Here is a 17,505-nt window from a genome sequence, read left to right as displayed (position 1 = left end):
CCGCTTGACCCGAACCGCCAACAACAATACTCTCCCGAAAAATCCACTTTAATCAGTGAATGATAAGCGGGGGATCATGAGCGGCAAGACTGTGACGAGGGCGGATCTGGCAGAATCGGTCTTCCGCAAGGTGGGACTTTCGCGCACCGAATCGGCCCAGCTCGTCGAAACTGTCATCGACGAGGTTTGTAACGCGATCGTGCGCGGCGAGAGCGTAAAACTCTCTTCCTTCGCCACCTTCCAGGTACGCTCGAAAAACGAGCGGATCGGCCGCAATCCGAAGACGGGCGAGGAAGTGCCGATTTCGCCCCGCCGTGTCATGACCTTCAAAGCCTCCAACGTACTCAAGAGCCGCATCCTGAAGAGCCATCTGAGCCGCAAGACTAAAAAGACCTGAGGCTGACTTATGGAGAAAAGCCCCGACGCTTTCAGGACGATCAGCGAGGTTGCCGACGACCTCGACCTTCCCCAGCACGTGCTCCGTTTCTGGGAGACGCGCTTTCCGCAGATCAAGCCGATGAAGCGCGGCGGCGGCCGTCGTTATTACAGGCCCGATGACGTCGAACTGCTGAAAGGCATCCGGCATCTGCTCTACGATCACGGCTATACGATCAAGGGCGTGCAGAAGCTTCTGAAGAACAACGGCAACAAATTCGTCGCCGCCGCCGCTTCCGGTGATCTCGCGACCATGGAGGCGCTCGCCGCCCAGAGCGAAGCCGAGGACGAGACGCACGCGCCACAGAATCAGCAGAAGAATGTGGTTTTCGAAGACGACCAGATCGTCGGACGGCCCAAGGCGCCATCAAGCCGGCGATTCTTCGGTCTGATCAGCGGCAATGAGGACCAGGACTTTTCCGCGACTGGCAATATGATCGGCAAGGAAGACCGGGCGTTGTTGCAGGAGGCGTTGTTCGATCTGCTCGAATGCAAGCGCCTGCTCGATCAGGTTCGCTGATTCTATCCAGAAATTGGCTGACTTGAGGCACCATACGTTTTTCGCAGCAATCCTCGTGCAAGCAACACGCGCTACACCCGACGCCATAGAATGACTCTATGACGAAAAGGGGAGCCGCCATGAGGACGGCAGAGTGGACAAAAGTAGTCTATATCGAGATCGTTGGCGACAAGCGTGAATATGTCCGCATTTCCAACACGCGTGAGGCCGCTCTCTGCCTTCTCGAAAAGTGGCCGGCGAAGGACAGCCGCAGCTACAAGCACGCCGTTGTCGGCTGCTCACGGGCGCTGAAGGGCTATATTTCGGATGACATGGCGCGGCTTTTCCTGGTCGAGGCTGCCAAGGCGGCGAAATTCCCCTACGTCGTCAACCAGCGTGCGAACAATTTCGAGCAGTTCGAAATGGAAATCGGAGAGGTGGCCCGCCAATTGATCGCCGCCGAACAGGTATTTCTCCAGTCCCGGAATTAATCCGGAGAATTGTTCAGCGGCCGGGCATTTCCAGGATTCGTGCGCTATCGTACGCAGCGTTTCCGTCATCATTTTTTGGTGGAGTTCGCATAAATCTTCCCTACATATATACGAGGGTTCTAATGGTGCTAGGGGAGGAAGCGCATGAGGAATTATCCGGGCATTTTGCGGTCCGACGAGTTTCAGGTGGTGCAGGATGTCTTCAAGAAGATCGTCGCCGAGCCCTGGTTTTCACGCGATATCGCGCGCCAGCAACAGTTCGGCGCCTTTGTCATTCGTGCCTATCAGAGTGGCACGACGGAAACAGGCAAGCTCTATGATCTATGCGCGCGCACCGCGCAGGACAGGTTTTCAGACACGAAGCACTGAGATTAATACCAGCACGATCGACGCCCGCCGTCCCACGACGGCGGTTTTTTTATTTCGCGGGCATGCCGAAAACCCCGAGTGGTTTCCCAGGCGGCGAATTCCGTCAATTATTGATTGGTGACTTACGGGGGCTAAGTCATTGATCTAAAATGGTCGGAGTGGCGGGATTCGAACCCACGACCCCTTGACCCCCAGTCAAGTGCGCTACCAGGCTGCGCTACACTCCGACCCTGCCCGAAGGCTTGCACTCGTTAGCTTTTCCGGCTTTTAAGCGCAAGAGGCAAAATCCGTTTTTTCGGCTCAAGTAGCCCGAACGGTTGCTCCCGCATTGCAATCAGCCCGGCGGGTCGATAGAAACGCACCATCGAAGCGGGCAGGCATCATGTCTCATCAATGAAAAGATTAGTCCTGCACATCGGCGTCGAAAATACCGCCTCAACCTATCTGCAGCAGACATTTGCCAATTCGAGGGACGCCCTTCGCAGCGCAGGCGTGCTCTATCCTCATGCGCCGGGGGAGGCGAACCACATCAAGCTGGCCGCGTTCGCCATGGACGACGCACGCGGTGACGAGATCCAGATGATGGCGGGTATCGAGTCGCCGGAAGATGCCGCTGCATCGAGGGCGGGCTTCCTGGGCGAACTGGCGCGCGAGGTGTCGGAGTGCGGCTGTGATGCCATATTGCTCTCTAACGAGCATTGCTCAAGCCGGTTGATTCACGAGGACGATGTCCGGCGCCTGAGGGACTTGCTAGCGCCGTTGGCAGAGACGATCACGATTGTCGTCTACCTCAGGCGGCAGGACGAAGCGATGCTGAGCATGCATTCAACGGCCGTGAGAAGCGGCAGCGCCCTGCCGCTCAGATTCCCCTCCGAACACGTTATTGCAGCGAGATTCGATTATGAAAAGCTTCTGCAGCGATGGGCGATAGTTTTTGGCAAAGAGAACATCGTAGCGAGACTGTTCAATCATCTGCATAACAGCAATATCCTGGACGACTTCGCGGCCGCAGTGGCCTTGCCGGAAGACATCGGCTGGAGCGAGCCGGAAGAGCCGCTGAACACTCGCCTCGATGCGAGGCAGGCCGAATATCTTCGCATTCTCAACGCATTTCTTCCCAACGTGGGAGACAAAAACCATCTTGCGCGGCGTGGAAACCTTTCGGATGTTGTCTCCAAGGTGAAAGATCCAGGTCCCCCCCTAGGACTTCCGCCGGATATGGCGAAAGAGATTCTGGAACGGATGCGCGCCAGCAACGGGGCCGTTGCGAGAGAATATTTTGGCCGCGAACTTCCGGGCGACCCGCTCTTTGGAGAAGTCCATATTCCACAGGCTGCGGAGCCTTATGAGATGACACTCGAGGAATTTGCCAAGACGACAGCGGAAATATGGGCGCTCAAACACAAACAAAGCCGGTATCTTCTGCATCGTCTGAAGGAAGCCTTGAAAGCACAGGACGAGTCTTGAATACCGCACTTGGTCACATGCGGTCTTTTCGCATCGCCTTCTTGTCGGGCAGCGAGTCCCGTCATCTTGCCGCTAAGACATGCCGGTACACCGCTTCGGTCTGCCCGGCCATAACATCTAGCGAGTAGCGATTCTTCCGGGCCTCGGCCGCGTGCCGCATGGCGTCGAAGCCCTCGGCTGTCGAGAGCGTGCGCATGGCTTCCGCAAGCTCGTGCGGATCGTCGTCATTCGGCACGATGAAGCCATTGATGCCGTGATCGACCACTGTTGTCGCGCCGCCGACATCGGTGAGCACCATCGGCAGGCCGGCAGCCGCGCCTTCCAGCATCACATAGGACATCGCCTCGTAGCGACTCGGCATGACCAGTGCGTCGAAGGCCTGCATCGCCTGGGCACCGGGGATATCGGAGGTCACATGCACCCGGTCCGAGAGCCCGGCTTCCAGTATCTGGATTTTGACGTCGTCGAGCAGTTCGCCGAAGCCGACCATCGCCAGTTCGATATCCGCGCGATCGGCGCCGATCCGCCGGAATGCCTCGATCAGCCGCTCCGGCGCCTTCTGCGGAGAGAGCCGGCCGACGAAACCGAAGACGAAGTTTTCCGGCCGCACGCCGAGGTGAGAGCGGACTTCTTCTCTGTCCGCCGGCTGTGCTTGGTCTACGCCATTGACGACGGTATGCAGCAGGCGCTCGGGAATACGGAGCGCTGTCGCAGCGTGCCGTTTTTCGTCCCCGGACACGCAGATGACTGCGTCCGAGAAATGTCGCCCAAGCAGGCTCTCGATCGTGCCATAGAGGCGCCTGCCGCTTTTGCTGAGCGTCGGATCCATGGTCCGGAACGCGTGCGGCGTGTAGATGCGCGGAACGTGCCGGCCGGGAAGCCTGATACGGGTCAGCGCGCCGGCCTTGGAACTGTGGCCGTGGACGACGTCGAACGGCCCGTGTTCGTGGATCACCCGGTTGATGGCTCGCCATGCGGCGAAATCCGATGGCGACGGGGCGCGGCTCATCGGAACCGCGACGACGGATTGGAGCGGCAGGGCGGTCAGTTCATCGGCGAAGCGTTGCTCGGCACGGGTGGGGGAATAGATCGCAGTGACATCGTGGCCGGACCTTGCAAGCGCGCCGCAGAGATCGACGAAATGACGGCCCGACCCGCCACCGCTTGGCTCCAGCACCTGCAGGATATTGAGTTGGGCGTTCGTCGTCATGTCGCCGCGGGCGCCCTGGCGCGCCGCTTCTGATAGCCGTGTTCGAGTGCCGCGCATCCCCAGACAATGCCGAACAGCAGGAAGTGATGGCGCCAGTGGTCGGTATCGATGACATTGCCGATAAGTTCATGGCCGCAGATGGTGATCCAGGCGATCATCAGATAGGGCTGCCAGGGCCGTTCGCGCAGCAGGTAGCGAAAACCGAACCAGATCGTCGTCCAGACAAGGCCGATATAGGCGACGAAGCCGAGCCAGCCGTAGGAGGTCAGCGATTTCAGCCAGATATTGTGCTCGTCCTCGGGATAGATCGTACTGAACACCATCGGCCCGATGCCGAGCGGCTCGCTCATCGCCGCGAGGAAGCCGAGCTTGTGGCGATCGAAGCGGCCGAGATGGCCGCTGTCGTAATCCTGCTCGAGCGACGCGCGTGAGGTCAGGAGATCGGCGACCTGCGGGATCTGCAACGCCACGACCAGCGCGACGACCGCGAAGATCGCGCCGCCGAGCGCCAGCGCGATGATCTTCAGGCGGAACGCGCCCGAGCGCTCCTTGATGAACATCACCAGCACCATCATCATCGCCGAGAACAGAAAGAGCGCCCAGGCCGCGCGCGAGAAGGAGAGCAGGACGCCGATGGTGATGACGGCGAGCGAGAACGCCTTGATCGGGAATGTGGCGATCTTGCCGGTCAGCATAGAATGGATGAGATAGAGCGACGGGGCGATCAGGAACGGTCCAAACACATTCGGGTCCTGGAACGCGCCCTTGGCCCGGTCGTAGAGCGTGAAGATCTCCGAGCCGGGAAACAGCTTGAAATAGCCCACGATGCCGAGCATGGCCGTGATCACGGCGGCGGCGGCCCAGGCATTGAAGATCAGCCTCAGCCGTTGCCAATCATCCTCGATGATCGCCGAGAAGAAGACCGACGAAAGGCATAGAAAGAGCGACACACCCAGATAGATCGGCGACTCGCCGATCCTGGCCATCTGGGTGAGCGACAGGAAGCCGCCGGTCATGAAGACCAGCATGAAGGCGAGCAGGAGACCCGTCGTGCGTGATATCCTGAGGCCGAGGATGAACCATCCGGCGATGAGGAACGCCATGAAGACTTCGTAAGGCGCAGGTTCGTTGATGACGAAGCCCGACAGGAACACGCCAAAGGCCACAAGGCCGGAGCCGACGAGCCGCACGCTTGCGAGGCCCGGCTTGAAGGCTCCAGCGTGACTGGCCCCGATCGCGGTCAATAGGCGTTTTCCGTGTTGAGCAGCCGGATCGGCGTCAGGAACAGGATCTTGAGATCGAACCAGAGCGACCAGTTCTCGATGTAATAGAGGTCATAGGCCGTGCGGAAGCGGATCTTCTCATCCGAGTCGATCTCGCCGCGCCAGCCGTTGATCTGCGCCCAGCCGGTGACGCCGGGCTTGACCCGGTGGCGGGCGAAATAGCCCTCCACGACATCGGCATAGACGCGATCATGCGTCTGGGCGAGGACGGCATGCGGGCGTGGGCCAACGAGCGAAAGTCCGCCCGCCAACACGTTGAAGAGTTGCGGCAATTCGTCGATCGACGTCTTGCGGATGAAGCGGCCGACAGGCGTCACACGCGGATCGCCCTTGGTCACCGCGTTGGCGGCGGTGACATCGGAGAGATGCGTGTACATCGAGCGGAACTTGAAGACGTTGATCGTCTCGTTGTTGAAGCCATGCCGCTTCTGCTTGAAGATAACAGGTCCTCTGGAGGTGAGCTTGACGGCAAGCGCCGTGCCCAGCATGACCGGCCACAGGCAGGCGATGGCGATGGTCGCGAAAACGATGTCGAAGATACGCTTGGCAACCGAGTCCCAGTCGTTGATCGGCCTGTCGAACACATCAAGCATCGCGACCTTGCCGATATGGGAATAGGCGCGCGGACGGAACTTCAGCTTGCTCGAATGCGCTGCGAGCCGGATATCGACCGGCAGGATCCAGAGCTTGCGCAGGAGATCGAGGATACGCTTCTCGGCCGTCATCGGCAGCGAGATGATCAGCATATCGACGCGGGCCGCACGGACGAACTCGACCAGTTCCGTCGCCGTGCCGAGCTTGGGGTAGCCGGCAACCAGATCCGGCGAGCGGCGATCAAGCCGGTCGTCGAACACGCCGAGGATGCGGATATCGTTGTCGGGCTGGCTTTCGAGATTGCGGATCAGTTCCTGCGCCGGCTGGCCGCCACAGACGATGACGGCGCGGCGCTCGAGCATGCCGTTGCGCAGCCAGCGCCTCAGGCTCCATGCCAGCAGGAAGCGCTCGGCCACGAGATAGGAGGCGCCCAGCATGAACCATGTCGCGAACCAGACGCGCGAATAGGTGCCGCCCGCCTTGAAGAAGAACAGCATCATGGTCATGGCGGCGAAGGACAGTGCCCAGGCGCCGAGAAGCGGCGGCAGCGAGTTTTTCGGGGCGCGCAGTACCGGCAGCTGGTAGCAATCCGCCATCTGGATGAACAGCACGCTGAGTGCCGCGCCCGATGCGATCGTGACCGTATAGAGCGCCATCACGCGCGGTTCCTGGACGTAGGAGAAGCTGATAGCGCAGCCGATCAGGAACAGCATGACGAAATCGACCAGCCGGAAAAGACCGGTCATCATCGCAGGCGAGAACTTGTCCTCGCGGAACTGCGCGGCGACGCGTTTGGCGAAATCATTGAGCTCGGCGGGCTGGCTCGGCCGCTTGCCCGACGTGGTTTCCTCGGTGCTGATCGTGCGGATCTCGGAGACCTGCTTGCGCAAGCGCTCGACGTCGAACTCGTCTTCGTTCTTGTCTGCCTGATTCATGCTCTTTTACTCAAAACGCGTTTGGGCGCCAGAGTAGGGCAAAGGAACTAAGAAACGCTTACGAGGAGCTCGCCGGCTGGCACTGCCGAGTTGGTGGATCCTGAAATCACTTCCCGTCCCGATTTTCATGTTGCGTCTGGGCAAATAACCTATACGATATATAGTCTACTGATAGGTGAGCCGAATGCCTCTGAGCCGTAAGCAATTTAAGTCGGAGGTGGTCGATCTCATGGAGAAGGGCCGGTTGGCATTGTCGGAACATGCTCGCCTGGGCCATCCGGAGCGGAACATTGATCTGCTTGAAATCAGGCAATGCATACGGCTCGGAATGGTGCAGGATGACCCATATGAAACCCTGAGAGGTGATTGGAAGGCCGAGTTCTTTCGTCATGCAGCGGGCAAGAGCCTTACGGTGGTCGTGGCGCTTCGAAGAGAAACGCGAGCAGTGGTGGTGACCGCATACAGATAGAGGATGGAAATGGAAAAGTATCACTACAAGGAATCTGGCCTCGATAATGTTTGGCTTGTTGGCGGTTTCAAGACTGAGCATGATGAGGAGTATGGCGAGCTTGTCTATATCGACGATGTCGAAGGGCTGCATAAGGCAATCGCCGAGGAGCTTCTGATGAAGAAGTCGCCTTTGACCGGGGCGGAATTCAAATTTCTACGCAAATATTGCGAGCTTTCCCAGGCAGATGTCGCAAATATCATTCAGTCGAACGAACAATCCGTTGCGAAGTGGGAAAAGGCACGAGAGAAGGCTGTAGGGAACAGACCAGCGGAAGCGCTATTTCGCACCTTCGCTGCTCGAGTTGTGGGCGGCGACAAGATGATGATCGGTTTCGTAACGATGCTGAACGAGATACATGCACGCCTCGGCGCGGCAATGGATATCGAGGTCAACCACGAAGACGGCAATGTTTGGCATGTGGAAATGAAGGCGGCGGCATAAGGCCTCGCCGGTCTCCGGCAAACTTGTCGTATCGCGGTTCCGGCACGTCGCTCAACGCCCGGCCAGTTCCTGATAAAGCGCGGTAATTCGCGAAGCCATGGTCTTGGAACTGAAGATGGCGTGGAATTTCTCGCGGTCGGGCAGATGAGATTCTTTCCAGCCCGGCACGGTGATGCTTTCCGCCATGGCCTTGGCGAGTGCATCGCTGTCTCCGGGGGGGATGAGGGCGTCGCTGCCCTTGCCGAGCACTTCCGAAATGCCGCCGACATCCGAGGCGAGAACGGTGCGGCCGGCCGCCAGGGCCTCGAGCACGATATAGGGCATGGATTCGGCACGCGATGGCACCACGACATTCTGCGAGCTGGCGAAGGCCTCGCGGATGTTCATCGCCGGCAGCATGGTGATGCGGCGTCCGAGACCGCGCGAGGTCATCATGTCGAGATATTTCTGTTTCTGCGGCCCGTCGCCGATCATCATTGCCGACAGCGGGCGCTTGAGCAGGCGCTCGGTCTTGGCAAAGGCATCGACGAAGATATCAGGCCCCTTGAGATCGCGCAGCATGCCGACATAGAGGAAGTTGACCGCATCGGGGCTTTCCGGGACGATCTCGAAATCGGCCTCGCCGACGCCGTTATAGACGACTTCATGACGCCGGAAGAGGCGTCCGACCTTCTCTTCATAGGTGCGGCGCTCGAAATCGCAGACGAAGATCAGGCCGTCCGTAAACCATTCCTGCAGGCGTTCGAGCGCAAATACGCCCCGGCCGCTCCAACTCCCGCGGCTGAAATGCAGACTGCCGCCATGCGGCGTATAAAGGCGGGATACGCGATACCTGTTCACCCGCAGCAACGAGCCGGCGAGACGTGCCATAGCGCCACCCTTGGCGCCGTGACCGTGCAGGACATCCGGCTGCAAACTTCTGATTTCCTTGTAGCTTCTCCAGAATGCCGGGATGTCGCGCGGCGTGATCGAGCGATCGATCGCCATGCGCGTGAGACCCAGCGAGAGGTATGGCATGATGGTCTGGAAGAGGCGTTCCTCGTGTTCCCCACCCGTCGAGGAATCGCAGAGGATACCGACTGCATGGCCGGCGCGGCTCTGCTCCATTGCAAGATCCCGGACATGGCGAAAGATGCCGCCGACGGGAGATCTGAAGCAATGAAGGATTCGTAATGGCGGGTCATCCGTCATCATTAGTCCTTAAAACAGGCGTTCGCGGACGTAAATCGTGTCGCCTGCAAGGACCGGGTTCGAAATCAGCACACGTCCGGTCAGAATCTCGCCGTTGATCTTGCGGGTCACGTCGGCATTGGCTTGAAGGGCGCGCGGCGTATAGCCGCCGGCAAGCGCAATCGCGTTCTGCACGGTCATACCAGGCACATAGGTATATTGGCCGGGTTGTCCCACTTCGCCCATCACGAAGATCGAGCGGTAGCGGTCGACCTCGATGGAAACATCGGGATTGCGCAGGAATCCCTTCTGCAATTGCGTTGCGATCTGGCCTTCGAGTTCCTGAATCGTGCGGCCGCGGGCTGCCACCGAGCCGATCAGCGGGAAGGCGACATAGCCTGCCTGATCGACGGAATATGTATTGGTCAGGTCCTTCTGGTCGAAGACGGTGACGCGCAGCCGGTCGCCGCTATCGACGCGATAGGGCTGGATCGTCGCTTCATGGAACGCCTTCGGCGCCGGCCGGTATGACGAGCACGAAGCGAGCAGGGCGGACGCTGCCAGAAACAGGGCGATCGAAAGGCGCTGCCGTTTACCGACGGTTACCATTCGCGTCATTCTCCGCGTTTTCCGGCTGGTCACATTGAGAATTGCGGCCGGAGATTGATCTCGGGTTCCGGCGCTTAACGAATGGAATATCCGCGTGGGGCCGGTTTCATTCCCCTGTTATCGTTCGATTAAGGTTAACAGCCGGTAAAACCCTTGCTTCGACATGTTTCTTTTTTGCCGGGAAGTATCCCGCGTAAGACGACCGTGTGCATTAACGCTTCGCTTACCTTGTTTCTTTAGATTTCGCTCCAGCAAGGTGTGGAGTATTGCGGCATGTCGTCGGGTGATAGGTATAGCGATCAGGATGCGGATATCGATCTGGGCGGCCTCGTCGGTGCGATCTGGCGCCGGAGGATGCTCGTTCTGCTCTCGACCGTGGTCATCGGCGGCGCCGCCTTCGGCATATCGAGCATGGTCGCCCCGCGCTATCAGGCCGAGACGCAGATCCTGATCGAAACCCGCAATCCCGGCCTGATGTCCGCCCAGCAGAACCAGCAGATCGCGCCCGAACCCATTCTCGATGAGGCGGGCGTCGCTTCCCAGGTCGCGCTGCTGCAATCATCCGACCTGATCAAGCAGGTGGCCAAGACACTCAATCTCGGTGATCGCGCCGAATTCGATCCGGCCGCCAATCCCGACCTGCTGACCAGGCTTCTCATCCTCACACGGCTCGCGAAGAACCCGCTCGACGTGCCGCCCGAGGAGCGTATTCTCAAGGAATTCACCAGCAAGCTGCAGGTCTACCAGATCGAGAAATCGCGCGTCATCGCCATTCAGTTCTCGTCGAAGGATCCGAAGCTCGCGGCCCAGGTGCCGACCGAGATGGCGAAGGTCTATCTGTCGCTGCAATCGGGCGCCAAGCTCGACACGACATCCGAGACCGCCAAGTGGCTCGAGCCCGAAATCGCCAATCTGCGCGAGAAGGTGCGGGAGGCCGAGGAGAAGGTTGCGGCATACCGGTCGTCCGCCGATATCTACAAGACAGGCGAGTTGAACACATTCGCCGAGACCCAGCTCAATGACATCTCGGTCGAACTGGCGCGCGTCCGCGGTGAGCGGGCCAATGCCGAGGCGAGGGCGGAGAGCGTGCGCGCGACGCTGAAATCCGGCCGCAATGTCGATACGCTGACCGATGTCGTGAGCTCGCCGATGATCCAGCGGCTCAAGGAAACGCAGTCGGGCATCGAGGGCCAGATCGCCGATCTCTCCACGTCGCTGCTCGATGGACATCCGAAATTGCAGGGCCTTCGCTCGCAGCTCGACGGTATCCGCCGGCAGATCCGCACGGAAACACAGAAGATCCTGTCGAGCCTGGTCAACGAGGCCGGCATTTCGCGAACCCGCGAACGGCAGTTGATCCAGCAACTCAACACGCTAAAGGCGGATAACGCCGAATCCGAGGAGCGGCAGGTTGGCCTCAAGGCACTTGAGCGCGAGGCCACTGCACAGCGCCAGTTGCTCGAAACCTATCTCGCGCGCTATCGCGAAGCGGTCTCGCGGCAGGATATGAACGCAACGCCGGCCGATGCGCGCGTCATTTCCAATGCCTCGATGCCGTCGGAGCCCTATTTCCCCAAGGTCCTGCCGATCACCATCGTGGCGGCGCTCGCGGGCTTCATCCTGAGCTCGATCTTCGTCATGCTGGCCGAACTCTTCTCCGGCCGCGCCATACGCTATTCCGGTCCGGAATATGACCAAGAGCCCGCGCCGGTCGCCCAGCCGCGCCGGATGATCGAAGAGCCCGCCGTCGCCACCGCTTCTGCCGTCGAATCCGATCCGGCGGACGAGGATGAATACACAGACGAATCCACTTCGACGGCTGCAAAGCCCGCCGTTGCGAGCCTGCTTTCGCTTGAACCCGATGCACCAGCGCTGGAGAAAAGCATGGAACAGGCAGCAGAGGACTTCATCGATGGAGAATTCTCCGTCAACGCAGTGGCGCGCCATCTCGTGGAGACGGATGTGAATATCGCGGTCTCCGTGTCCCTGTCCGGCGACGATGGTTCGACGTCCACCGTCATTCTCGCGCGCACGGTTGCCGAAATGGGCCGGAAGACAATTCTCATCGACATGACCGGTTCGGCACTGCCGACGCGGTTGATGGCCGAGAACATCCGCCAGCCCGGTATCACCGACCTGCTCTGCGGCGAGGCGGCCTTCGCTGACACAATCCACGGCGACCGCCTGTCCGACGCCCATATCCTGCCGCACGGCAATGCCAATGCCAAGCGCGCCATGCGCGGCGCCGAACGGCTCGCCATGATCGTCGATGCGCTCGCCAACGCCTATGACCTAGTGATCGTGGAATGCGGTCCCGCGAACGTCGAAGGCGTGAAGCGCCTTGCCCGTAACGGCCAGGCCGAGATCATCCTCTCGACCACGGACGCGAACGCCGAGGAAATCGAAGCCGCCGCGGGAAGCTTCATCGAAGCGGGCTACGAGGATGTGGTGCTGCTCTTCGGCCAGAACAATCCGCCGTCTCCGAAATCCGGGCGCGAGGCGGCTTGATTCTCAATCCTCGTCGGCTTCCTGCTGCCCGGCCTTGTCGTGCGGCGCGTTGTGCACCTTAGCGCGGATGCGCTGCAGGAAGGCATAGACGGCCGGATTCTGCTTGATCATCGCCTTGAGACGCGTCGTTGTCTCTTCCTTGAGCGCGGCGAGGCGGCCGAGCGGTGTGACGGGAATGGTCACGTTGACCTGCACCGTTTCGACATTGGTCCAGGAGCGCTTGAACGCCATGTCGCCGATGCCGAAATCGAACAATCCCAAACGCTTGGTATTGTATTGCTCGACCATCAGGTGAAAAAGCAGTTCGCCGGGAGCTGCCTGCGTCAGTGGTCCGCTGCCGATAGTGCAGAACTGCACGATCAGGTGGTCGCCCTTGCGCGACAGGCCGGCAATCGCCGGAATTTCACCTTCGTGCTCGCCGCCGGTCATGCGAAGCGCATGCAGGCGGAGTGCAAAGCGCTCCTCCGTTTGCGGCAGCTGCGCGGCCTGGTGCAGGAATTCGCGGGTGCGCGGGCAGGCGAAGACATTGGGCAGGTCGAGCTCGACAAGACGCGCGCCCTTCTGCTCGAAGAAGAGATCGAGAAAGCGGTTCTTCTCCGCCGACGTCTCTGCGATCACATGCTCATAGCCACCCATGCCCTCCAGCTTGCGATGACTGGAGCTGAACTTCTTGCGGCGGCGCTTCGCGCTGAGTTGCGCCAGCGTGCCGACAAAATCGGCCTGCATGGTAAGCGCGAAGGCGTGGTTCTGGTTCTCGACCGAGGGCAGCATGGCAAACGGCATCGCGACGCCGCGCCATTGTTCGGGAATATTGGTGAGCAGGACGAAATCGACATTGCCGACGGCGCCGCGGATCGAGGCACCAATTGTCGTCATCAGCTCCGACGTCGCGGCATCGATGAAGCGCTGCGTCAGCAATCCGGTATTGAGATTGGAATGTTCCGCACCAATGAACTGGGCGCTGGTAAACATGCGGCCGCGCACCACTTCGAGCGGCAGGATAAAGGCGAGTTCACCCTGCATCCGGCCTTCGACGATGATCAGCGGGCGCTTGTACTGGGCGATCCAGGCGCGGCACCAATCGTAGCCATGATGCAGCGAATTGATATTGAGCGCTTCAAGCGCGCGCCACTCCGCTTCCAGCGGCTCCATCCGGTCGTGGATCGATACAGAAATCATGCCGGCCATGAAAAGGGAATCCGCGCTCACGATAGATAGATCATATGCCGGGCGATCATCTGGCAAGTCCATGGATTGAAATTTTATCTGCGCTGCCTGCACGGCGTCTGCTCCCCGGGGAAATACCCGAACCTGACCTGACGGCCGACCATGTATCCGGCGGGGAACTTAGCCGGAAAGAAGCGGAAGAAAACTTAAACCCGCCCGCTCGCTATGCTTATTTGGAAAAGCCTGGTTAACAATCTCTTACTTTGCCTTGGGCCGGTGCATCCATTTGATGATGCCCATGGCGGGAAGGATCCAGAGAAAGCCGGTGAAGAAGAAATAGAGCAGATGAACGTACCACGGGGAGGTGCCGAGTGTGGCCGATGCGATGGTGACCGCCAGGAGCGCATAGACGAGGACCAGGACGACCATCAGGATCGTACCGATGATCTTGCGCAGCGTATCGGGCATTTTGTCTCACATCCCTGGTTTTCATCTTGCCAGCCGGAGCGGCCTCATGCAGAGCATTGGGCGAAAGGATCCCGCCATGGCTGACAGCGCAATAAACCTCGAAACCCGGATTTTCAAGGAGATTGACCGGATCGAGCGCAATCGTCGCGCCATACGCGTCTGGCTCTTCATTGTCCTCCTGGCGATCTTCGCGCTGGTGCTGGTCGGCGGTGCGACGCGGCTGACCGATTCGGGGCTGTCTATCACCGAGTGGAAGCCGATCCACGGCGTTATTCCACCACTCAACGCCGAGGAATGGCAAGAGGAGTTCACACTCTACCAGCGTATTCCGGAATACAGCCAGATCAACAAGGGCATGACGGTCGAGGCATTCAAGCGCATCTTCTGGTGGGAATGGGCGCACCGGCTGATTGCGCGCTCGATCGGCATCATATTCGCCGTGCCGCTCGCCTTCTTCTGGTTGACGGGCCGGCTGGAAAGGCGCTTGCGCTGGCCGCTGGTAGGCATCCTGGCGCTCGGCGGCATGCAGGGCGCGATCGGCTGGTGGATGGTCGCCTCGGGCCTCTCCAGGCGCGTCGATGTCAGCCAGTACCGGCTGGCGGTTCACCTGACTGTCGCCTGTCTGATCTTTGCCACTGTCACCTGGGTGTGGCGCGCGCTTTCCGCCCATTCCGGCCGTGTTCTGGCGGGCACGGGTGCCAGCCTGCTTGCCGGTGTGATCGTCTTCTTCATCCTGCTGCAGATCTATCTCGGCGCGCTGGTCGCGGGTATTGATGCAGGCCTTGCCTACAATACCTGGCCTCTGATGGATGGCGCCATCGTGCCGGATGGACTGGCCGTGATGCAGCCCGTCTGGCTCAACGCCTTCGAGAATGCCAAGGCGGTGCAATGGCTGCACCGGATGAACGCCTATCTGCTGCTGACGCTGGCCCTGATCCAGATGATCACGCTTCTTGCCCGGCACCCCGGCACGCCGCACGCCAATCGCGGCGTGGTGTTCTTCCTGCTCGTCTGTCTCCAGGCCGCCGTCGGCATCGTCACGCTTCTCATGGCCGTGCCGATCGATGCGGCGCTGACCCATCAGGGCCTGGCGCTGATCGTGCTCGGATTCGGCGTCGCACACTGGCGCGGTTTTCACGGCGAATACGCGCGGCCGACCGATGTGGCAGTCAGAAGCTGATCACTGCTTTTCGAGCGTGAAAATCCGGTTGTTCATGCCGAACAGCAGGGTCTTGTCGTCGCGCTTGTGGAGACTGATCTCCGAGCAACCCTGGAACAGGGTGGGCACCGGCTCGGCGGTGAAGCCGAGTTCGAGCGCGAGTCTTATCGCCTTTGCCTCATCATACTTGCCGCCCGGATCCTTGGGGTCAGCGGCAAGGCCGCCCTCGAACAGGCCGGCATAGGGCAGGGGCTCGATCGTGATCTCGGTCTTGCCGCAACCGAGAAGGTCCGGACCCTTCAGCGCATCCGGCGTGATCTCGACGACCTTGCCGAGATAGCGTTCCGCATGGTCGGTCACCATCGGATGAGCCGGGTCTTCCCAGGGCGCGACGGTGGCCTTGCTGATCTTCCAACTGCCCTCGAAGGGAAAATCGGCGGCAAAGGCGGGAACGCCAGCGCCAAGGACCAGCACTGAAAATGCAAGGCGGCGGAAAAGCATGGAAACTCCTGTGACGGCGGGCAATCCGCCCACCGATCAGAGACGGTTGACACGGCATGATTATTGCCGTGCCCACCCGTTTTCAATGCGAGTTTTTGCCCGACGATTCCCGCATGGCGGAAAAGTCCACTTCAGGCGCGTAAGCGGCAAGCGGGGTCTTCCTGATGCCCAGCCCCGGCAGATGGCGGAGCGTGCCGCGTCCTGTCACCGGATTGACCAGTTCATCGTCGATCGAGAGCACGCTCTGGCGGATGCCGAACATCTGGTGGTGTCGACTGAGCGCCGCCATGGTCGCGCCGATATAGACGGGCACGACGGGCACGTTGTTGATGACCTGCGGCGTGTGCAGCGTCTCCGCCACATAGCCGGTTTCCAGCATCCATGTGACGAGCTTCGGATGCGTCTCGACGATCAGCCCCCTGATGCCGGAGACAAGGCAGAATTCCAGCACGCCGGTGATCAGCATATGCGAAGCCTGCACGTCCCCGAACTTTCCGGCATGTTCGTCGGAGATGCAGCGTGTCCACTCGTAGATTGTCCGCTCACGCGGCCACCCATGGCCTTCCATGATATGCGGATAGATCTCCGACAGCAGATGCGGCCCCGACGTGCGCAGCAGGCGCGTATAGCCGACGACCTGGTCGCCCTTCTCGACGACGAGATGAATCGCGTCGTCCGTGTCGAACCGGTCGATTTCACGCCCGTCCTCACTCGTCAGTTCTTTCCAGCCGAGTCTTTCGACGAACTGAGCGTGGCGGAACCGCCAGACCTTCTCCATCAGGTCCGGATAATCTTCGGAATTTTGCGATGTAATAATTCTGATCACTGGTCAAACCCCCTAGAATTTGGGGGGAAGTTGCAGCCAAATGCCGGACCGCGCTATAGGTAGATTTACCCTATTGACAGTCTAGCGAATGAGGCCTGCGCGTAAAGATTCTGCAATTAGATGTGTCCGATTGGTGGTGTTCATCTTACGTTGTGCATTCTCAAGGATATGTGCAACTGTTCTCTCGGATATACCAAGGATTGCAGAAATTTCCCAGGCAGTTTTGCCTTCGGAACACCAGGAAATACATTCACGCTCGCGCAAGGTGAGGTGTCTGCCACTGTCAAATACAACCTGCTTGCCGCCGGTCTTCAGCTCCTTGATCTTGTTATGCGCATAGATGGAAATCATGTGGAGCGCCCCGCGCGCCTCCGACGACAGGTCGATCCGGTCCGAGGCAAAAGTGACGATGGCGCGAAAGCCCGTCAGGGAATGGATTGGCACGCTGAAGCCATTGATAAAATTGAACTCTCGCGCTTCGTTCATGAAGTTCAATCCTGATTTGCCGATGTTCATATGCCTGAGCGCATCCTCCCAGACGAAGGCATTGTCGGAGAGGATTGTACGCTGGATCACCGGGTCGACAGTGAAATACTGCTTGGCCATGTAGCGCGTGGCCCATTCCTCCGGCCAGCCGTTGAGCAGCACGTACGGATCGATGCGCTCATGAGGTTCCGGAATACCGGAAATTGCAAAGGAGCTGAACCCGAAGGAGTCCGCAACCTTTCGCAACTCTACGAAAGCCTCCTCCTCGCTGGTGATCTTTTCCAGCGCTTCGATGAAATCGAACATGGTATTGGCGACTTGTGAACGCATAGGCGCTCCGTGTTTGGTTGCGGATCTATAGCATGATTTGCGGGTC

General features: G+C 59.7%; 19 protein-coding genes and 1 tRNA gene. 9 read left to right on the top strand and 11 right to left on the bottom strand.

Annotated features, from left to right (window positions below; genetic code table 11):
• The first annotated feature begins 76 nt into the window (after positions 1 to 76).
• The 4 genes from ACSQ26_RS12695 to ACSQ26_RS12680 all read left to right on the top strand — a co-directional run bounded on the left by ACSQ26_RS12695 (position 77) and on the right by ACSQ26_RS12680 (position 1,794).
• Entirely contained in the window at positions 77 to 397 is a 321-nt protein-coding gene (locus ACSQ26_RS12695) for an integration host factor subunit alpha (protein ID WP_436009259.1), read from the top strand.
• Positions 398 to 406: 9 nt separating this feature from the next.
• Positions 407 to 955: a MerR family transcriptional regulator gene (locus ACSQ26_RS12690; protein ID WP_436009257.1), complete on the top strand. Its 549-nt coding sequence runs from the start codon at positions 407 to 409 to the stop codon at positions 953 to 955.
• Between the two features lie 119 nt (positions 956 to 1,074).
• A complete protein-coding gene (locus ACSQ26_RS12685; protein WP_436009255.1) occupies positions 1,075 to 1,425 on the top strand; it encodes a DUF982 domain-containing protein in 351 nt (116 codons plus the stop codon).
• Between the two features lie 144 nt (positions 1,426 to 1,569).
• Positions 1,570 to 1,794 carry a hypothetical protein gene (locus ACSQ26_RS12680; RefSeq protein ID WP_436009253.1) on the top strand — a complete coding sequence of 75 codons (225 nt, stop codon included), beginning with the start codon at positions 1,570 to 1,572 and terminating at the stop codon, positions 1,792 to 1,794.
• 150 nt (positions 1,795 to 1,944) lie between these two features.
• On the opposite strand, the gene ACSQ26_RS12675 is transcribed toward ACSQ26_RS12680, so the two are convergent.
• Positions 1,945 to 2,021 (bottom strand) — tRNA-Pro (locus ACSQ26_RS12675).
• Between the two features lie 166 nt (positions 2,022 to 2,187).
• Here ACSQ26_RS12675 and ACSQ26_RS12670 point away from each other — a divergent pair.
• On the top strand, positions 2,188 to 3,261 hold the full coding sequence (locus tag ACSQ26_RS12670; protein ID WP_436009251.1) for a hypothetical protein: 1,074 nt from the start codon (positions 2,188 to 2,190) through the stop codon (positions 3,259 to 3,261).
• Positions 3,262 to 3,322: 61 nt separating this feature from the next.
• On the opposite strand, the gene ACSQ26_RS12665 is transcribed toward ACSQ26_RS12670, so the two are convergent.
• From ACSQ26_RS12665 to ACSQ26_RS12655, 3 genes are read right to left on the bottom strand one after another with little or no spacing between them, the layout of a single operon-like run.
• A complete protein-coding gene (locus ACSQ26_RS12665; protein WP_436009249.1) occupies positions 3,323 to 4,471 on the bottom strand; it encodes a glycosyltransferase family 4 protein in 1,149 nt (382 codons plus the stop codon).
• Entirely contained in the window at positions 4,468 to 5,715 is a 1,248-nt protein-coding gene (locus ACSQ26_RS12660; protein WP_436009247.1) for an O-antigen ligase family protein, read from the bottom strand. Before ACSQ26_RS12660 ends, ACSQ26_RS12665 begins: the two co-directional genes overlap by 4 nt.
• Complete coding sequence (locus ACSQ26_RS12655; protein ID WP_436009245.1) at positions 5,712 to 7,283, bottom strand: undecaprenyl-phosphate glucose phosphotransferase; 1,572 nt, start codon at positions 7,281 to 7,283, stop codon at positions 5,712 to 5,714. Before ACSQ26_RS12655 ends, ACSQ26_RS12660 begins: the two co-directional genes overlap by 4 nt.
• A 184-nt stretch (positions 7,284 to 7,467) precedes the next feature.
• Here ACSQ26_RS12655 and ACSQ26_RS12650 point away from each other — a divergent pair, with 184 nt between their 5' ends.
• Both ACSQ26_RS12650 and ACSQ26_RS12645 read left to right on the top strand, forming a co-directional pair.
• Entirely contained in the window at positions 7,468 to 7,752 is a 285-nt protein-coding gene (locus ACSQ26_RS12650; protein WP_436009243.1) for a DUF4258 domain-containing protein, read from the top strand.
• Between the two features lie 9 nt (positions 7,753 to 7,761).
• A complete protein-coding gene (locus tag ACSQ26_RS12645; protein ID WP_436009241.1) occupies positions 7,762 to 8,235 on the top strand; it encodes a helix-turn-helix domain-containing protein in 474 nt (157 codons plus the stop codon).
• Positions 8,236 to 8,286: 51 nt separating this feature from the next.
• On the opposite strand, the gene ACSQ26_RS12640 is transcribed toward ACSQ26_RS12645, so the two are convergent.
• Positions 8,287 to 9,426: a glycosyltransferase gene (locus ACSQ26_RS12640; RefSeq protein WP_436009239.1), complete on the bottom strand. Its 1,140-nt coding sequence runs from the start codon at positions 9,424 to 9,426 to the stop codon at positions 8,287 to 8,289.
• Between the two features lie 9 nt (positions 9,427 to 9,435).
• Complete coding sequence (locus ACSQ26_RS12635) at positions 9,436 to 10,014, bottom strand: polysaccharide biosynthesis/export family protein (protein WP_436015244.1); 579 nt, start codon at positions 10,012 to 10,014, stop codon at positions 9,436 to 9,438.
• Positions 10,015 to 10,287: 273 nt separating this feature from the next.
• On the opposite strand from ACSQ26_RS12635, the gene ACSQ26_RS12630 reads away from it, so the two are divergent.
• A complete protein-coding gene (locus ACSQ26_RS12630) occupies positions 10,288 to 12,522 on the top strand; it encodes an exopolysaccharide transport family protein (protein WP_436009237.1) in 2,235 nt (744 codons plus the stop codon).
• Positions 12,523 to 12,525: 3 nt separating this feature from the next.
• Here the strand turns inward: ACSQ26_RS12630 and ACSQ26_RS12625 are convergent, their stop codons facing one another.
• Together ACSQ26_RS12625 and ACSQ26_RS12620 are read right to left on the bottom strand one after the other, a co-directional pair.
• Complete coding sequence (locus ACSQ26_RS12625) at positions 12,526 to 13,710, bottom strand: GNAT family N-acetyltransferase (protein WP_436009235.1); 1,185 nt, start codon at positions 13,708 to 13,710, stop codon at positions 12,526 to 12,528.
• Positions 13,711 to 13,947: 237 nt separating this feature from the next.
• Positions 13,948 to 14,157 carry a DUF2842 domain-containing protein gene (locus ACSQ26_RS12620; protein WP_258161693.1) on the bottom strand — a complete coding sequence of 70 codons (210 nt, stop codon included), beginning with the start codon at positions 14,155 to 14,157 and terminating at the stop codon, positions 13,948 to 13,950.
• A gap of 76 nt (positions 14,158 to 14,233) precedes the next feature.
• On the opposite strand from ACSQ26_RS12620, the gene ACSQ26_RS12615 reads away from it, so the two are divergent.
• The gene (locus ACSQ26_RS12615) at positions 14,234 to 15,337 is read left to right on the top strand and encodes a COX15/CtaA family protein (protein ID WP_436009233.1); all 1,104 of its coding nucleotides are present in this window, start codon (positions 14,234 to 14,236) and stop codon (positions 15,335 to 15,337) included.
• Here ACSQ26_RS12615 and ACSQ26_RS12610 read toward each other — a convergent pair whose 3' ends face one another.
• The 3 genes from ACSQ26_RS12610 to ACSQ26_RS12600 form a co-directional block, all read right to left on the bottom strand.
• A complete protein-coding gene (locus ACSQ26_RS12610; RefSeq protein WP_436009231.1) occupies positions 15,338 to 15,817 on the bottom strand; it encodes a hypothetical protein in 480 nt (159 codons plus the stop codon).
• 82 nt (positions 15,818 to 15,899) lie between these two features.
• Positions 15,900 to 16,643: an acyl-homoserine-lactone synthase gene (locus tag ACSQ26_RS12605; RefSeq protein ID WP_436009229.1), complete on the bottom strand. Its 744-nt coding sequence runs from the start codon at positions 16,641 to 16,643 to the stop codon at positions 15,900 to 15,902.
• Between the two features lie 81 nt (positions 16,644 to 16,724).
• Positions 16,725 to 17,459: a LuxR family transcriptional regulator gene (locus ACSQ26_RS12600; protein WP_436009227.1), complete on the bottom strand. Its 735-nt coding sequence runs from the start codon at positions 17,457 to 17,459 to the stop codon at positions 16,725 to 16,727.
• Positions 17,460 to 17,505: the final 46 nt, after the last annotated feature.

It is taken from the genome of Rhizobium sp. LjRoot254 (assembly GCF_964254105.1).
In the GTDB taxonomy this organism is placed as follows: Bacteria; Pseudomonadota; Alphaproteobacteria; order Rhizobiales; family Rhizobiaceae; genus Rhizobium_E.
This window is presented reverse-complemented; position numbering and strand designations above follow the sequence as displayed.

Bases quoted from the DNA above. Each gene is read 5' to 3' on its own strand.
- ACSQ26_RS12695 (WP_436009259.1), top strand. From the start codon at position 77: ATGAGCGGCAAGACTGTGACGAGGGCGGATCTGGCAGAATCGGTCTTC.
- ACSQ26_RS12690 (WP_436009257.1), top strand. From the start codon at position 407: ATGGAGAAAAGCCCCGACGCTTTCAGGACGATCAGCGAGGTTGCCGAC.
- ACSQ26_RS12685 (WP_436009255.1), top strand. From the start codon at position 1,075: ATGAGGACGGCAGAGTGGACAAAAGTAGTCTATATCGAGATCGTTGGC.
- ACSQ26_RS12680 (WP_436009253.1), top strand. From the start codon at position 1,570: ATGAGGAATTATCCGGGCATTTTGCGGTCCGACGAGTTTCAGGTGGTG.
- ACSQ26_RS12670 (WP_436009251.1), top strand. From the start codon at position 2,188: ATGAAAAGATTAGTCCTGCACATCGGCGTCGAAAATACCGCCTCAACC.
- ACSQ26_RS12665 (WP_436009249.1), bottom strand. From the start codon at position 4,471: ATGACGACGAACGCCCAACTCAATATCCTGCAGGTGCTGGAGCCAAGC.
- ACSQ26_RS12655 (WP_436009245.1), bottom strand. From the start codon at position 7,283: ATGAATCAGGCAGACAAGAACGAAGACGAGTTCGACGTCGAGCGCTTG.
- ACSQ26_RS12650 (WP_436009243.1), top strand. From the start codon at position 7,468: ATGCCTCTGAGCCGTAAGCAATTTAAGTCGGAGGTGGTCGATCTCATG.
- ACSQ26_RS12645 (WP_436009241.1), top strand. From the start codon at position 7,762: ATGGAAAAGTATCACTACAAGGAATCTGGCCTCGATAATGTTTGGCTT.
- ACSQ26_RS12640 (WP_436009239.1), bottom strand. From the start codon at position 9,426: ATGACGGATGACCCGCCATTACGAATCCTTCATTGCTTCAGATCTCCC.
- ACSQ26_RS12635 (WP_436015244.1), bottom strand. From the start codon at position 10,014: ATGGTAACCGTCGGTAAACGGCAGCGCCTTTCGATCGCCCTGTTTCTG.
- ACSQ26_RS12630 (WP_436009237.1), top strand. From the start codon at position 10,288: ATGTCGTCGGGTGATAGGTATAGCGATCAGGATGCGGATATCGATCTG.
- ACSQ26_RS12625 (WP_436009235.1), bottom strand. From the start codon at position 13,710: ATGGCCGGCATGATTTCTGTATCGATCCACGACCGGATGGAGCCGCTG.
- ACSQ26_RS12620 (WP_258161693.1), bottom strand. From the start codon at position 14,157: ATGCCCGATACGCTGCGCAAGATCATCGGTACGATCCTGATGGTCGTC.
- ACSQ26_RS12615 (WP_436009233.1), top strand. From the start codon at position 14,234: ATGGCTGACAGCGCAATAAACCTCGAAACCCGGATTTTCAAGGAGATT.
- ACSQ26_RS12610 (WP_436009231.1), bottom strand. From the start codon at position 15,817: ATGCTTTTCCGCCGCCTTGCATTTTCAGTGCTGGTCCTTGGCGCTGGC.
- ACSQ26_RS12600 (WP_436009227.1), bottom strand. From the start codon at position 17,459: ATGCGTTCACAAGTCGCCAATACCATGTTCGATTTCATCGAAGCGCTG.